The following is a 15,587-nucleotide window of genomic DNA, read 5'->3' as shown; positions in this document are numbered from 1 at the left end:
GTTGGGGTGAGGAAAAGCCACGCTTCATCCTAGCCCTGACTTTGCGGTAGCCCTGCGATACAGGTCTCAAAGGCCTGCTGATTGTGCAGCTGGGCGTGGGGAGGGTGGGGCACAGCGGTCATCGCCTTCAGCATGGCGCGGCTCGGAAAGAGGGTCAAGGGCAGAGCAGTCGCAGATGGTCTAAAGATGAACCGCTCCAACTGGAAGATATCCTCACTGCTCTACGACCTCACTCCGCGCCTGCCCACGGTCAGTCCAGCGAGGGTTGTTCAACAGTCTGGCCCAGAGGCCTCGCCTCCTCTTGGGCCAGTGGAAGGACACCCTCAAAGTCAGCTGTACCGAACGGCGACGGTCTAGACTCCGGTATGCACCTTGCACCCGTCCTGCACACGGAACGCCTCCTCCTCCGTGGCCATCAGGAACAAGACCTTGACGACTGCGCCGCGCTGTGGAGTCATCCGGAGGTCACGCGATATACGACCGGCACGCCGCTCGCCCGGCAGGACGTGTGGACTCGGCTGCTGCGGCATTCCGGTCACTGGGCACTCTTCGGCTTCGGCTACTGGCTTGCCTTTGACCGCGCTTCTGGACGGTTTGCGGGCGAGGTCGGCATCGCCCGGTTCAAGCGTGACCTGCTGTTTGACCTGCCCACTTTGGATTTGGTGCCCGAGGCGGGATGGGTCTTCCTGCCCTGGTGTCATGGTCAGGGGATGGCCTCCGAAGCGGTTCGCGCTGTCCTGGAGTGGCGTGACAGGTCGCTGGGACCCGGCAGCACCTTCTGCATCATTCAGCCGGAGAATGCGCCGTCGCTGCGATTGGCACAGAAAGTCGGGTTTCAGCTCGACCAAGTGGCCAGCCACGCTGGCCGAGACTGGCAGATACTGATGCGTCACTCCAGCCTGGCCTCCTCGTCCATTGCCCAATTCACTTCGCCCGACTGAATCTCGGTTCGCTGTTTCGGTCAGGCAGCAGGTCGATGGCTCACCAGACGGATGAAGGCAGCAAGACCCGTACCTCATCTTCACGACGTCACCCCTGTCCTCCATCCATCGCGTCAATCTCAGGTCAAAGGGCCTCGTACCAAGTCAAGGGATCATGGGTTGATGTCCTGATCTGGTCCGAGGGCACACCCGCTCAAAGTTCAGTCCTCAAGAGCGTCCGCACGAGTAGCAGGGCTTCTCCACCCGGACGCTCTAGGGCAGCTCGCACTGTGGAAATCTGCTTTGCTGTCACCCCTTGCATTACCGCCACTGCTGCAGACGAAGGCGCCCAGCTCTACACGCAAGCGCAGGAGCACGCCCAGCGGCTTACGGTCATCCTGAGGGCCAGGCCGCTCCTCTCCCGGGCCAAGGAGGCGTTTCCCGCTTTGGAGCGGCCTTGCTGAGCGTGCTGGGGGCTTTACTCGCTTCGAAGCTTCACTTGCTGGGTTTGCGCACCACATCCATCACCGAAGCAGGTCACGATCGGGGCCACCACCCCGCGGCCAGCCGCTCATCCACTGGCCGCAGGCCCGGGGTCACCCAGAAGCGAGAGCAACCTAGAGAGCACCAGCGCAGCGAGAACGGCAAGGCAACGACCATTGAGCCAGAAGGCATACCTGAGTGCGCCTTTCAGGAAGGGGGGCAGGAGGTCATCCTGCTCGTTTAAACCCCCTCAGACTGGAAATCACTTGATCCAAGGTGGGCTGGCCTCTTCGCCCGTTTCGCGGAACAACTGCATTCCGGCGGGAGAGATGATCAGCCACTCGGCGTCGGTATCCCCAGTATTGTCGACCCGGTGCGGGGTGTGGGCAGGCACGATCAGCGTGTCGCTGGAAGACAGCTCGATGCGCTGATCACCGCTGGTGACCGTGACCCGGCCTGAGAGCATCACCATGATTTCTTCGCGGTTTTGGACATGGGAAGGATTGAAGCCGCCGGGGGTTTGACGCTGCCGAACGACGGTTACGTCAGTGGCCCCGAGCCGGGGAGTCGCGAGACTGGTACCGTGGTTCCCGTTCGGGGTTTCCATGGCCTGTGTATCTCCAGCGCGGATAGTGATCATTTGAGCCTCCTGGTGATGCCTGCTGGGGCACAACCGACGCCATAGTAAAGCAGCCTGTCTATTTAGACAAGGGGGATGACTAATTTGCAAGAAAGACCAAATGCTACCACCTTAGAGCAAGCCCGCCAGCAGCACATTGGCCGTCTCCTGCACCGCGCCGCCCGCGCTTACAACGTTCTTGCCCTCGAAAAACTTCATGCCCAGGGGCATACTTCATTGAGTCTCGCCCACACCAATCTGCTGCCCCACCTCGATACAGAGGGTACCCGCATTGTCACCCTGGCTGAGCGGGCCGGGATGACAAAACAGGCGGCTGGACAGCTGGTGGCCGAGCTGGAAACCCACGGTTACGTCGAGCGCCAACCTGACCCAGCAGACGGACGGGCTACCCGGGTGCAATTCACGGCAGCAGGATGGCAGTATCTGCTGGACGCGCAGGAAACCAAACGTGCGATTGAAGACGAGTACCAGGCCGAACTGGGACACCCCCTGTGGGAGCAGCTGAACGAGGCCCTGCACCGCCTCTTAGGTGATGCCCCTTCTTCCCGCTGAGTCCTGCCCTCAGCGCCAACTTCCTTACCACAGCACAGCCCCTGAATTCCAATCTGGCCACCCATTCGCTCACCGTCTATCAGGAAACCCGTGTGCCTGGCAGCTCAGCCCACAGCGGCGGCCAGCCCCTTACTGTTCAATGCGGCCCGGCCGCCGCTCTTCTCGCAAGAGGGCAGGCGCGCTCCTCCTCTTGTGCTTCCAGCTGTTCAGCTTGCCTTCGCCGTCAAGGTGCCGGCCGCTTGTCAGACGAAACGTTGAGTGAGATCCATCACTTCATGTTGTGGATCGCCATTAAATTTTGTATCTCAGGCTTGTTCCAGACAGAAGCAGGACAGTGTCGAAGAACTGCTTGGTTTCAGTCGCGCAGGGCTCCAAAACCGCTTCATCTCATGGCTTATACGGCCTTCAGTTCATCGCGGATAGAGATGTAGCACAGGAGAGATGCTCTTGTCGCTTGGGCACTGACCTGGGGTTAATGGCATGACGGCTAACGTCATGCCACGCAGGGCTCCTCCTGTTCGGCAACGCAAACGGCCAAGCCTCCAGCGAAGCTCTTCCGATTGTTGTTTTCTTTTAATGGTTTTCTCTTTTAAAGAATGATACGAAAAACATCATCAGGCCACAGCCTCAGAGCGTTCTACACAGTGTTTTTCAGCCATTTCCCCCCATTCGGAACGGTATTTCCCCCCATTCGGAACGGTATTTTCTGACTGGTTCCCCCCATTCATAACGGGATCCCTGAGTCGGTTCCCTCCATTCATAACGGTACGGATGCCCCATTCATAACGGGGGAATATCCCCCATTCATAACGGTATCAATGGTTCAAACCCCCCATTGGTAACGGCATCTTCCTCTCCGTTCCCCCCATTCGTAACGGTATATCGCCCTAAGACGAACGAGTTCCCTTGAGCACACGCTTTTCAGTGACTTTCCCCCATCCATAACGGGATGCATTGTCCAGACTTCCCCCATTCATAACGGCGTGGTGATCGTGCGCCTTTGTCGTTACACTGAACTCTCTGGGAGGAGCCGTGACAAAGCAAGCCGAGCAGGAATTGGTCTTGAGAGAAGATTTGAACGTCGGTCATCTCGGGCTGATCTCTATCCAACGCAAGATCGCTGCCGACTACGCCTCCTGGAAGGTGAGTTTCAACCGGGCGGGCATTCCCAGTGAAATTGAATGCAACGGCGCACAGAAATACGGCGTGCCTCACGGGATCGACAACGATTCTTACTTGGCTCTTCAGGAGTTGTACATTGAGCAGGGATGTCCGGAACATGGGCTGATCGCTTTCACGATGTACCGCCTGCTGCAGATGTGTGGCCTGGACGACACCGGGGCCAACCGCCGCATGATGCGTGAGAGCCTGGAGCGCCTGAGCGCCACCCAGTACTGGATCAGTGGTGCTTGGCGCAACCATGAAGAGGACGATTGGGTCACGGTGGGCTTTCGTCTGATCGAAAAATTGGTCTTTACCCGGTCGCGGCGGGACATGGAAGGGGCCAAACTGATCTCTGTCACGCTCCCCCGTGAATTGACACGCAACATCAGAAACGGCTACTTCAAGCCGGTCAGCACAGCACTCCTGCGTCAACTGGGTCAACCGGCTCGCGCGGCCTACCGTGTGCTCGATGCGTTGCGGCATGATCCGGTTCAGCATCAAGACCGTGCAGCAACTCTGCAGATCACCTTGATGGATTTGGCGCAGCGCTGCGGCATCGCCAGCGACAAACCGGACAAGATTCGCCGAACTTTAGAGCCGATTCACGAGAATTTGATCAAGGCAGAGTACCTCAGTGAGGTGAAAGTCACTGGGCGAGGTAAAAAGCAGCTGCTCAGCTACGTGTTCGGACAAGCGGAGCCCGAGCCAGACACAGGATTGGTGGCCTTGCTGGTTGCTCTGAACGTCCCGTTGGTTGCCGCAAAGAAGGCTGCAGCAGATTATCCACAGTCCGTCCAGGACGGCGCCGCGCAAGCGAGGGCCATCCTGGCACGGGGGTACAAACCGCAAAACCATGTGGGCTTTGTTCTGGATGTGGTGCGTTCGTACGGCAACGGCAAATACGCCTGGCCAGACGCTCCACCACAGATCAACGGCAACAGCGTTACCGCCGCACCTCAAGCAAAGCTGAGGATTCAGGACCCTGCTCCTGAAGACCTGCCCGTGTCTGCTGGTGATCTGGCACGAACCTTGGCGTTTTTGCTGCGTTCAGAAGGCGTGCGGCGAGAAGACTTGGTGCAGTTGCCCCTGGGAGTGTTGCAGGACATGCATAGCCGCATTCTCGGCCGTCCTCAAGACGAACGAACCGAAACGGTGGCCCACCTGAAAGCACTCCTAGCTCTGTCTTGACCCTGTGTCCGATGTTGATCCTGCACACCGTCACGAATGGGGCGTCTGAAGCTCTGAATCCCGAGAGAGGTGAGGTGCTGAGCGGTGGTACCGCAATCTGCCTGAACTGGCTTCACGCCACGCAGAGGGCAGGGTTGAACCGAGGTTTACCCCCTCCTACTGCGACCGTTGACCGTGTCTGGAATGCCTGTTTTCGATTTTTTCTTCTGATGGTGAAGGTCAAGGTTCGGGTATGCAAACCCAAAAACGCTTATGCCAGATTGGGCTTGAGTCGGTCTGCGCACCTGTGGTTAAGCAACCCCTGCTTGGCGCTCGAACTCGTGTGGTGTCCAGGTGGTCACTGACGATTCTGGCAGGCTTGGCGGTATGGAGCTTACTGAGCCTGTCCACAGGTTCAAAGGAGAGGGAGACCGCATGATCCTCGACAAAACCTAGTGCTGAATACCGCTGTAAGGTGTTGGCAGGGTTGTGTTGCCTTAACTAGTTTGGGGTAGGCTAACCCGCCGTGACCGAGCCGAAACCTTATCGCCACCGATTCCCAATGACCATCATCCAGCACGCCCAAACAGCTGTACCACCGCTTTCCGCTCAGTGACCGAGATGTTCAAGAATTGCTCTACCAGCGCGGCATCCAAGTCAGCCACGAGACCCTCCGCGAGTGGTGCATCAACTTCAGTTCCCTGTTCGCTGACGCACTGCGTCACCGGGAACCCCGGCAGGGTTCCCGGTGGTCTTTGATTGATGTCTGTACGACGGGAGCTGGTGTCCGGTCTTGGTTGTGGCGTGCGGTAGACGAGCACGGTTTCGTGCAGGGCATTCTTCTTCAACGGCACCGAAATACCGAAGCGGCGAAAACCTTCCTCGCCAGATTGCTGGGTGAATACGACGTCCCAGAGGTCATCCATACCGGGTCAGCTCCAGAGTTACGGAGCCGCGATCCGAGACATGCCGAGCTTGGCTGACGTCGACCACCAGGAGGTGATCTCCACGGCCCGCTGCAACACTGTCATTGAGCAGGAACAGCGCTCGACACGACGACAGGAGCGAAGTCAGCAGGGATTCAGACGACGGAAACGCGCTCAAGAATTCCTGGGGTTGCACGCCCGCATCACGAACCTTCACCCTCATTCCCGAACGAGCGTTTCCGCCGCTACCCGAAGAAGAAATCAGAAACAAGCGTTCCAGACGTGGTCAGTCGTCGCAGCAGGGGTGGCCTGAATCTCAGGCCACCCCTGCCTTCCTCACACCTGAACCCAACTTAAGGCAACACAACCGCTGGATCAGTCATCTGGGCCAGACGAGCACAAGACGCCCCCTGCCGAGAAGCTGATGGGATGCGCTTGGTCACTGATCAGCATCTGAACGTTCCCCTCTTCCAGTCGTCAGTCCGCGGCCGTGCGACCGGATGTGGTGTGATCGAACAGGGCCACCTGCTGCCTCGCTCATTGTAGGAGTCTCTCCTTCGCTTCCACTTCTCTCAAGTCTCTCCTTCCACACCATTACACGAGGAAAACACGGTGTTCATTTGCGGCCCAAGATATTCTGATAGCTGATGGAACGATCGAGTCTCAGGATGCAGTTGACCCCTCAGCAAGATCACCGGGATACCCGGCGCCGCCAGTAGATTGGCCGCGTCAGGGCCGCTGGAAGCACACTGCTCACTGCACAGCCCCACTGTGAGCCCCACAACCAAACAGGGGAGACCGTCATCTCAGTGGAACTCAGCTATGACTGGTGTCCCCAGCGCCAGCACCCGGCGCACAAACAACTCTTGGAACGCAGGCACATCCACCCCCACCGCCACGTTGACCTGGGCCTGACTCGCCCCCCGGTGCGGCACAGTCATGCCCACCGTAAATTCGCCCTGCACCTCAATGCCCACCCGCGTGCGCAACCACTGCGTGACGAGGGCGGGGCGCAGCAGCGCCGCTACAGTGAGCGGGTCGTGCATGTGCGTGTAGTCCCGGCCATGACGGGCCTGAATGTACGGCATCCAATTGACCAGTTCTGCGTGCAGAAAGTGTCCGAGAGGATGTGCCGCCCGGCTGAGGCGCGCCATTTCCGCTGGCCCCAGAGCGGTGCGGGTCGTGACATCCAGCGGAAAGAGCGTGATGGGCAGACCAAAGTCAAAGACCACCCGCGCTGCCTCGGGATCTGACACGATGTTGTGTTCTGCCACCGGCAGGTCGTCCCGCGACAGGTCAAAGACTCCGCCCATCATGTAAATCTGTTTGACTTGGCGCATGGTGTCGGGATCTTGCTCGATGGCGCGCGCGAGATTGGCCAGCGGCGCGATGGCAATCAGGGTAATTTCCCCAGGATGCTGCTTGACTGTCTCCACAATAAAGTCTTCAGCGCTTTGGTTCAGCATCACGGTGTCGGGAATGGTCGCGGCGTCAATATTTTTCCCCTCATGACCAGGCCAAAAAATCTCCCGCTCCCCGTTGAGGGTGGCCGGCCCCCCCGGGGCGATGGGCACCTGACCCGCAAGGTTCATCTGCGCGAGCACGTGATGGACAATTTTGGCCCTTAAGCGGGTATCGCCGTAAGCCGTGGTCACGCCCAGCAACTGCAGTTCAGGAGAGGCCAGCAGCAAACTCAAGGCGAGAATGTCGTCCACATCGGTGCCAATGTCGGTGTCCAGAATAACTTTATTCATGCGAAGTCCTTTACGGGGAGGGAAACTTGACGGGTGAAGGCCAGCAGCTCAGATCGGGTGGGAAGGGCGGCAACGGTGCCGGGTTTGGTGGCGGTCAAGGCCCCTGCCGCGTTGCCCCACGCGACGGCTTGACCCAACGGCAGTCCGGCCTCAAGGGCTGCACACAGCGCGCCGCAAAAGGCGTCCCCCGCTCCCGTGGTGTCGACGGCCTGAATGACTGGGGCCGCTGCATGGCCCTCCCCAGCGCGGCCCGCCCAGACGGCCCCCAAGGCCCCCAGAGTGACGACCACTTCGGGAATCTGCTCGGCCAACCGGCGGGCGGCCATCTGGGCTTGTGCAATACCGTGGAAAGGCGGCTGGTTCAGCAAGGCCGCCGCCTCATGCTGATTGACCACCAAGACGTCGGCATCCACAAAATCAGCCAATCTCACGTCTGAACTCAGCGGAGAGGCATTGACCACCGCCCGGACGCCCGCTTGACGGGCCAAGTGCAGCGTTGCCCGCCACGTTTCTTGCGGAATCTCCAGTTGCACCAGCACGACCCCTGCGGGTTGAAGCTGGACGGAATCGAAATGCCCAGGCTGCAAATCGGCATTGGCTCCAGGCACCACCATGATGCTGTTTTCGCCTGCGGGGGTGACCCCGATCAGGGCCATGCCTGTAGGGGACTCACTGTCCTGCAGCTTGAGGGACAAGGGTTCATTCCTCAGCTGTTTGCGGGCCATCAGGCCAAAGACGTCGCAACCGACGCTGGCGTAGAGTGTCACCTGGGCGCCCAGCCGGGCCGCGGTAACGGCTTGATTGGCCCCTTTACCCCCAAGGCCCATGCGCAACCCCTGTGCCAACACGGTTTCCCCCGGACGAGGGAAGGCGGACACCACTGCACTCAGATCCATGTTGACGCTGCCCACGACTGTGATCATTCCTGCCCCCACGCCCCTGCCACGTGAGGGGCAGTCTTGGGCCTTTTCGCTGCTGATGTGGAGGCAGTGTAAAGCGGCACTACTCCTCTGGCCCAGACGATTCACCGCACCAAGCGGACAATACTTCAAGACGCTCCGCACCTCGCCGAAACGCCTGGGGAGACTGGCCTACCAAGCGGCGAAAAATACGGGCAAAGTACGACGGATCTTCGAAGCCCACAGCTTGGGTCACCGCGTTCACCCCCTGTCCCGTTCGCCGCAGCAACAGCTTGGCCTGATTGATCCGGACGCGGTGCAAGTAAGCCCAAGGGGTCAGGCCCATCTCTTGGCGGAAGAGGGCAGAGAGGTGGTTGGCACTGACACCCAGGTCACGGGCCAAGGCGTCCCGCTGGATAGGTCCGCTGAATCCCTGATGAAGAGTGGCCACCGCGCGTTTCACCAGACCACTGGCTGCGGGGGCCAAGACGGCCCTCCCCTCCAAATACGTCAAGCGGCCCGCCACTTCGTGGGGTGCCAGCACCGCTTTGCTGTGCCAGAGGGTATGGGGAGAGTCGAGCAGCTCGGTGTCCTCCGGCCGCAGAGGCTGCCCACTGACCATCCAGACCGGCAGGGTACGGGAGCGCTCCCGCAAAGCCGCGAGTACCCCGAAGCCGTCCAGCTTTGCCAAACTCGACTCCAGGATCACCAGACCCGGCAGTTCACGCGACAAGGCGGCCAACGCTTCTGCGCCGTCCAGAACGGTATGAACGTTCCGGCCCGGCATGGCCCGCGCCAACAGGACGCGGTAGAGCGTGCGCATCTGCGGATCGGCGTCCGCGATGAGGACGCTGCCTACCCATGAGGAGCGGGGGGAAGAGGCGCTGGAGACCGCAGGCAAGCCGCCCGCAGGGACAGAGAATCTTCCCTCTGCAACAGGCCTCAAGTCTTGGCGCATTTGGGCAGCGCGCAGCGCGCTGCCGAGCTGATCTGCCAACCACTGCAAACTCTCCAACTCCTGGCGGGCATGCCGGGCGGGCTGCAGCCCCTGGAGGTCAAGCACCCCCAACAGCTCGCGTCCAGCCTGCACCGGCAAGACGGCGCGGGCCCGGACTTCAGGACACTGGGGATCAGGTGAAAATACCCCTGACCGCCGGGCATCGGCCACAAAGACGGCGCGGCCCCCCAACGCTGCGCCCAGCGGTTCGTCGGAGCGGGGAACCACCGGCTCACCTTCACCCCACAGGTCGCGGAGTGTCGTCCCAGACCAGCGGTAGAGGCGGGCCAGATCGTAGCCGTAGGTAAACCGAACGGCTTCCGGGATCTCACCCACCAATTCACGCACACTGACCAAACGGGTCATCCGCCGCCCCAGTTCCATCGCGGCCTCCAGCCGGGACAGCCGCCCACGTTCTAGGTCGCGGTTGACGCCCACCAGGCGGCTGGGCAAGTCCGCCAGCGCGATCAATTTGCGCACCGCTTCCTCCCCCACATTCTCAGGGGTAATCAGTCGAGGCCGGGCCACAAACGCGCGGGTGGCGGTTCCGGCCACAATGTCGAGGGCCAGCTGAACCGCTCGGTGGCCCAGGTCTTCCGGATTCAGATCCACGGTGGCGCTCAACTCGCCGCGGATCAGGGCAGCAAGTGCTAAGGGATCGCCATTCAGGCCCACCACAGGCACCTGCCGATCAACCGCCCCCGTCGCCAGCCCCACGTCGCGCGCCAGTAGGGCCAGCGGATCCGAGAGCGCGAACACAGCGTCCGGAACACGTGACAGGGCCTCAAAAGCCGCGCACACTTCAGGGCGCGCCTGCTCGGGTTCCCAAGGTGTGGGAATCTGGTAAACCGTGCTCCCTGGAACCCTTCGCAGCCCGTCGCGCAGGCCTTCGAGGCGGTCAGAGCCGCTGTGAACATGTGGCTGGCCTCCGCCGATCGCCAGCACCAGCGCCTGCGGTGGCAAGCGGCCTGCCAGGTACAGCCCAGCGGTCAGCGCCGCCTCATACAGGCCCCCTGGAGACCACAGGCGGGCATGCTTCATCTCGGCTTCTCCCAAGTGAATCACGGGCAACCCCGTGCCTAACACCATCGACAACACGTCTTGAGGTAAGAACGAGCAGACCAACACGTCAAGCGTCAAGGCCTGAAGGTCTTCAAGGAACGCGCCAGTGCCGTCCCGCAGGGCGCGCTGCGGATCTTCGTCCACGAAGACCAGTTCAACTCTGTGTTCTTGGGCTGCCTGTTCCACCGCGATCCGGGCCTGAACCCACACCGGCTCGTCGGCCCAGAACCACAGCCCCAACCGCACGGTGCCTTTGTCCTGCATGGTTGTTCCTCCCGTTGATGTGTTGCTCACCCTACCGCCTGACGCGGAGCGCAATCAATCGTCTGCTGTGAGCGTGGAATGCTGCGCGACTGTCTAAGTGACTTGCCCTACGCTTCGAGACACAAACCTCAACCTGTTTGCTGCACCGCCTCAGCGCTTACCGCCGGAGTGTTCCGGGAAGGACTTACTCTATGCCGACGTACTGTTGTTGCTCTGGTTCCGTCTCTTTATGACGTCGTATACCCAGCAGATTGACCTGCTGCCCGGCGAAGGCTGGTGGGGCGGCCTTGCCGCGGACGGTGCACAGATGCCGTTCGGGCAGCACACTCAAGCGCGTAACCTCGCCTCCGATCACCGCGCCAATCAGGCTGCGCCCTTTTTCGTCTCCAACCGGGGCCGATACCTCTGGAGTGAGTGGCCCTTCGCTTTTCAGTTTCAGGATGGCACCTTGACGATTGAACACGGCGCGCCATTGACTCTGAGTGAGGGCCACCTCTCGCTGAGGGACGCCCACCTGCACGCGGCTCACCTGCACTTTCCCCCCAGCGGTCACCTGCCGCACGACTTGCTGTTCACCCGGCCCCAGTACAACACCTGGATTGAACTCCTCTACACGCCCACCCAAGCTCAGGTTGTGCAGTACGCGCAGGCTGTGCTCGATCACGGTTTCCCCTCTGGTGTCCTCATGATCGACGACAACTGGATGGACGACTACGGCCGCTGGACCTTTCACGCGGGCCGCTTTCCGGATCCACGTCAGATGACCTGCGACCTGCAGGCCCTTGGGTTTCCGGTGATGCTGTGGGTATGTCCTTTCGTCAGTCCTGACGGCATTCACTTTCTAGACCTAGAGCGTCAGGGGTTTTTGCTCCGGGCGGCGGACGGACAGACGGCCGTGCGCCAGTGGTGGAACGGGCACAGCGCTGTGCTGGACTTGAGCCACCCTGGGGCGGTGGCGTGGTTTCAAGTCCAGCTGGATCACCTGGTTGAGCAGTGCGGCGTACAGGGCTTTAAATTCGACGCGGGAGACCCCGTTTTTTACCGCGATGATGACCAATACCACGCCGCAAGCAGCCCCACCGACCAGTGCCGCCGCTGGGCCGAACTGGGCCTGCGTTACCCTCTGAATGAATTCCGGGCCTCGTGGAAGATGGGGGGACAGGCCTTAGCCCAGCGCCAACGCGACAAGGCGCATGCTTGGGCAAACGAACATCCGATGCACGGGGGCAGTACCGGCCTGAGTTCCTTGATTCCGGACGGCTTGGCTCAGGGCCTCCTCGGCTACCCCTTTACCTGTCCCGACATGATTGGCGGCGGCGATTATCTGGCCCTCGATTTTTCTCAGCCTGACCGCTTTGACGGTGAGCTCTTTGTGCGCAGCGCGCAGGTGGCGGCGCTGATGCCCATGATGCAGTTCTCGGCCGCACCGTGGCGGTTGCTGGATGAGGCTGGTGTCAATGCTTGCCGGGAAGCCGCTTGGCTGCATGTGCAGTACGGCGAAACCATCCTTGAGCTGGCGCGTCAAGCCGCACAGAATGGAGAGCCGATCATTCGCTCGCTGGCCTACGTCTGTCCAGACTGCGGATATGAAGGGGTTCAAGATCAGTTCCTGCTGGGGAATGACCTGCTCGTCGCCCCGATGCTGTCCAAGGGGGGCACGCACCGTGACGTGAACTTGCCGCCAGGGGAGTGGCGCAGCGTATCGGGCGAGCACTTCACCGGCCCACAGGCCCTCACGGTGAGCGTTGCCCTGAATCAGCTGCCGCACTTTCGCCGCGTTCCAGAGGTGCACAGCACTTCACACCCAGGAGGTTGAGATGAAGGCAGATCCGCACGATTGGTTTTCCCGTTCCCGGCGTAACCAAGGCCTGTCCACGCTCTTGCTGGCGGCCCTCACAGGGTGTAGTGTCCCCACCCCTCCAGCGGCCTCCAGTGAACAGCCCCGCCCTCCCCTCCAAGGGCAAGCGGTGACCTGGACTTCCAGCACAGTTCAGGAGGTCTATAACCCCAGTGGCGACCGCTACAGCTACGCGCCCTCGGTGATGGTGGAGGGACAAACCGAGCATATCTGGACGTGCCACAACCGCGACAGTGGCGTGATCAAGGACTACATCTATTACACCAAGCGGGTCAACGGGGCCGTGGTGTCCAGTGTTCCTGTCCTAGAAGCGAGTGCTGCTGGATGGGACAAGGTGCACGTGTGTGATCCCAGCGTCGTGAAAGCCAACGTGACGTACAACAGCACGGCTTACAGCTACGTGATGTTTTACCTGGGGAACGACGCCGAGTGCAGCTGTCACAACTCCATCGGCGTCGCAGTGGCCCAGTCCGTGGAGGGGCCCTGGATCAAATATCCGAGTCCCATCGTCACCTTTCCCTTTGCCGACACCAACCTATGGGGAGTGGGGCAACCCAGCGCTACCAGTGTGGACGGTAATGGGCGCTTCCTGCTCTTTTATTCGGAAGGGGATACCGAGGGCCGGGGCTACCGGCGCGACATCAACCTGAGTAATCTCAACTCGCCTTCCATCGGCGCGGCCGTGCGGGTTACTGACGCTGGGCTGAGCCGTTCCGATGGCGCGACCGGCCAATTCACCAGTTTCGACGTCACCTACGATCCCAGCCGTGACCGGTTTTACGCCGTTCTGGAGCAGTATCCCTTCTCGAACGTGTATCCCAACTACATCACCTCCAACTTGCAAGTCGTGAGCATTGAGGGATCGAGCATTTGGAACGGAGGCGGAACCTGGCGGGCTGAGGGCCTGCTGACGCCTTCAACCACGGGCTTTGACCGGAACCACAATGCGGGCCTCAAGCGCACCCCCTCAGGCACCCTGCCCAGTGCCAACCAACTGGACGTCGTGTTCACCAAAAGCTGTTCCCGTGCTGGGGGTGCCAGTTGTCCCGTGGGGGAGTGGAGCTACGACCTCTGGGAGGTCAGTGGAACGCTCAACAACGCTGCGGCTCCCACCACCCCTGGTTTCTCCGGCTTCTACTCCATGACCAATCAGTTCAGTGGGAAAGCGCTCGATATCCCCTTCGAAACCGTCAATACCGACGGCACCAAGCTTCAACAGTACACCTACAGCGGCTACGCGCAGCAGCAGTGGCAACTGGTTGATGTCGGCGATGGGTACCACAAAATCATCAACCGCCTGAGTGGCAAAGCACTGGACGTTCCCTATGAGACCCGTCTCAACAACGGCACAGTCATTCAGCAGTGGACGGACAGCGGCGGCCCGCAGCAGCAGTGGAAAGTCGAGGCGGTGGGCAGCACCTTCAAACTAACCAACCGGCTGAGCGGCAAGGTATTAGACGTGCCGTACGAGGGCTACCAAAACAACGCCACTCAAATTCAGCAATGGAGTGACCTCGGTTCTCCCCAGCAGCGCTGGTCTCTGGTTCAGGTGCCATGAGGGTCTTCGTCCCGGTGTCAAGCAGGTGGGTGAGTATGGATCCTTAGCTCCCTGCTCCACCACCAGCCCTTTCCCCTTTCTCTGCTGAACGAGGTTCCCCTATGAAACGAGTCGCCCATCTGATCACTCTCGGCCTTCTGATCTCCTTCGGTGCCGCTTCGGCCCAGACCAATATCTCCATGTGGCATCACCAAGCTGGAGAGCCGGAACAAAGCGTCTTTAAAGCCCAAGTGGTGGCGTTTAATGCGTCCCAGACCCGCCACCGGGTGGTCGAGCAAAATATTCCGCAGGGCAGTTACACCACGGCTGTCACGTCGGCGGCCCTCTCCAAAACCCTGCCCTGCCTCGTCGATATGGATCAGCCTGACCTCCCCAACTACGCTTGGGCCGGGTATTTGCAACCCCTCAATCTTCCCGCTTCAGTGACGGCGGGCCTCCTGCCCACGGCCCTCGGCAAGTACAACGGCAAAGTCTACGCCGTCAGCCAAATTGATCAAGCGCTCGCGCTCTATGCCCGCCGTTCGGCGTTGCAGCAAGCGGGGGTGCGCATCCCCACAGTGACCCGTCCCTGGAACAAAACTGAGTTCGAAGGCGTCCTGGCCAAGCTCTCCAAGTTGGGCGGCAAGTACAAGTACGCGATTGATCTGCGCAATTTTGACAAGGGGGCGGACTGGTGGGGTTACGGGTACTCGCCCATGCTGCAAAGTTTTGGGGCCGATCTGATCAACCGCCGAGACTTCCAATCGGCCCAAGGCGTGCTCAATAACGACAAGGCCGTACAATTTGGCGAGTGGTTCCAAAGCCTGTTCACCAAGGGCTACGCCGAGAAAAACCCCGCTGGGCCTGCCTTCCCAGCCGGGACGGTTCCTTTGGCCTATGAGGGCAGCTGGGCCGCCGCCGACTGGAAGAAAACGTGGGGAAACGATCTCTTGATCTTGCCACCGCCCGATCTAGGCAGTGGCCCGAAGATCGGCTCTGGCTCGTGGGGGTTCGGCATCAGCGCGGCCTGCGCCAATCCTGACGGGGCCCGGGCCTTCATCACCTTCCTCTCTGCCCCGCGCCAAGTGGCGCAGATGTCGGTGGCGACAGGCGCCATCCCCGTGTCTGATGCCGCGGCCGCCCTAACCGTCAACTACAAGCCAGGGGGACAATTCCGTGCCTTTCTCGATTTCGCCCGTCGGTACGCGGTGCCCCGTCCACCGACGCCCGCTTGGCCCACCATCAAAACCAACTTTCAAAAGGCCATGTCAGATATCGTGAACGGCGCCAATGTCGAAGCGAGTTTGGACAACGCGGTGCAAAGTATTGACCAAAACATCAAAGACAACAAAGGCTACAAGTAA

At 60.6% G+C, this 15,587-nt stretch carries 10 protein-coding genes and 1 pseudogene; 7 read left to right on the top strand and 4 right to left on the bottom strand.

Going from position 1 to position 15,587, the window contains the following annotated elements; translation table 11 throughout:
* Nucleotides 1-365 precede the first annotated feature (365 nt).
* Nucleotides 366-941 (top strand): GNAT family N-acetyltransferase, encoded by a 576-nt coding sequence (locus tag E7T06_RS20620; RefSeq protein ID WP_136367641.1) that lies wholly within the window; start codon nt 366-368, stop codon nt 939-941.
* A 724-nt stretch (nt 942-1,665) separates the two neighbouring features.
* On the opposite strand, the gene E7T06_RS20615 is transcribed toward E7T06_RS20620, so the two are convergent.
* Nucleotides 1,666-2,043, bottom strand: a complete 378-nt coding sequence (locus tag E7T06_RS20615) for a cupin domain-containing protein (protein ID WP_136367640.1) — start codon at nt 2,041-2,043, stop codon at nt 1,666-1,668.
* Nucleotides 2,044-2,118: 75 nt separating this feature from the next.
* Between E7T06_RS20615 and E7T06_RS20610 the strand changes: the two genes are divergently transcribed.
* From E7T06_RS20610 to E7T06_RS20600, 3 genes and pseudogenes are all read left to right on the top strand, one after another.
* Nucleotides 2,119-2,595 (top strand): MarR family winged helix-turn-helix transcriptional regulator, encoded by a 477-nt coding sequence (locus E7T06_RS20610; RefSeq protein ID WP_240741202.1) that lies wholly within the window; start codon nt 2,119-2,121, stop codon nt 2,593-2,595.
* A gap of 1,032 nt (nt 2,596-3,627) precedes the next feature.
* Nucleotides 3,628-4,947 (top strand): replication initiator protein A, encoded by a 1,320-nt coding sequence (locus E7T06_RS20605; RefSeq protein WP_136367639.1) that lies wholly within the window; start codon nt 3,628-3,630, stop codon nt 4,945-4,947.
* Nucleotides 4,948-5,452: 505 nt separating this feature from the next.
* Nucleotides 5,453-6,165, top strand: a pseudogene (locus tag E7T06_RS20600) (IS6 family transposase).
* Between the two features lie 493 nt (nt 6,166-6,658).
* On the opposite strand, the gene E7T06_RS20595 reads toward E7T06_RS20600, so the two are convergent.
* From E7T06_RS20595 to E7T06_RS20585, 3 genes are all read right to left on the bottom strand, one after another.
* Nucleotides 6,659-7,606 (bottom strand): nucleoside hydrolase, encoded by a 948-nt coding sequence (locus E7T06_RS20595; protein ID WP_136367638.1) that lies wholly within the window; start codon nt 7,604-7,606, stop codon nt 6,659-6,661.
* Nucleotides 7,603-8,529: a ribokinase gene (locus tag E7T06_RS20590; protein WP_136367637.1), complete on the bottom strand. Its 927-nt coding sequence runs from the start codon at nt 8,527-8,529 to the stop codon at nt 7,603-7,605. The genes E7T06_RS20595 and E7T06_RS20590 overlap by 4 nt, the downstream gene beginning before the upstream one ends.
* Nucleotides 8,530-8,608: 79 nt before the next feature.
* On the bottom strand, nt 8,609-10,828 hold the full coding sequence (locus tag E7T06_RS20585; RefSeq protein ID WP_136367636.1) for a helix-turn-helix domain-containing protein: 2,220 nt from the start codon (nt 10,826-10,828) through the stop codon (nt 8,609-8,611).
* Nucleotides 10,829-11,057: 229 nt separating this feature from the next.
* Here E7T06_RS20585 and E7T06_RS20580 point away from each other — a divergent pair, with 229 nt between their 5' ends.
* The 3 genes from E7T06_RS20580 (at nt 11,058) to E7T06_RS20570 (ending at nt 15,587) form a co-directional block, all read left to right on the top strand.
* Complete coding sequence (locus E7T06_RS20580; RefSeq protein WP_136367635.1) at nt 11,058-12,644, top strand: glycoside hydrolase family 31 protein; 1,587 nt, start codon at nt 11,058-11,060, stop codon at nt 12,642-12,644.
* Between the two features lies 1 nt (nt 12,645).
* Complete coding sequence (locus tag E7T06_RS20575; protein ID WP_136367634.1) at nt 12,646-14,244, top strand: RICIN domain-containing protein; 1,599 nt, start codon at nt 12,646-12,648, stop codon at nt 14,242-14,244.
* A gap of 101 nt (nt 14,245-14,345) precedes the next feature.
* Entirely contained in the window at nt 14,346-15,587 is a 1,242-nt protein-coding gene (locus tag E7T06_RS20570; protein WP_136367633.1) for an extracellular solute-binding protein, read from the top strand.

The organism is Deinococcus sp. Arct2-2, from assembly GCF_004801315.1.
Lineage (GTDB): Bacteria > Deinococcota > Deinococci > Deinococcales > Deinococcaceae > Deinococcus.
Note: the sequence above shows the minus strand (reverse complement) of the source record. Positions and strands in the feature narration are given on the sequence as shown.

What these genes read in the sequence shown, in the direction of transcription:
- E7T06_RS20620 (WP_136367641.1), top strand. Translation starts at nt 366, where the DNA reads ATGCACCTTGCACCCGTCCTGCACACGGAACGCCTCCTCCTCCGTGGC.
- E7T06_RS20615 (WP_136367640.1), bottom strand. Translation starts at nt 2,043, where the DNA reads ATGATCACTATCCGCGCTGGAGATACACAGGCCATGGAAACCCCGAAC.
- E7T06_RS20610 (WP_240741202.1), top strand. Translation starts at nt 2,119, where the DNA reads ATGACTAATTTGCAAGAAAGACCAAATGCTACCACCTTAGAGCAAGCC.
- E7T06_RS20595 (WP_136367638.1), bottom strand. Translation starts at nt 7,606, where the DNA reads ATGAATAAAGTTATTCTGGACACCGACATTGGCACCGATGTGGACGAC.
- E7T06_RS20590 (WP_136367637.1), bottom strand. Translation starts at nt 8,529, where the DNA reads ATGATCACAGTCGTGGGCAGCGTCAACATGGATCTGAGTGCAGTGGTG.
- E7T06_RS20585 (WP_136367636.1), bottom strand. Translation starts at nt 10,828, where the DNA reads ATGCAGGACAAAGGCACCGTGCGGTTGGGGCTGTGGTTCTGGGCCGAC.
- E7T06_RS20580 (WP_136367635.1), top strand. Translation starts at nt 11,058, where the DNA reads ATGACGTCGTATACCCAGCAGATTGACCTGCTGCCCGGCGAAGGCTGG.
- E7T06_RS20575 (WP_136367634.1), top strand. Translation starts at nt 12,646, where the DNA reads ATGAAGGCAGATCCGCACGATTGGTTTTCCCGTTCCCGGCGTAACCAA.
- E7T06_RS20570 (WP_136367633.1), top strand. Translation starts at nt 14,346, where the DNA reads ATGAAACGAGTCGCCCATCTGATCACTCTCGGCCTTCTGATCTCCTTC.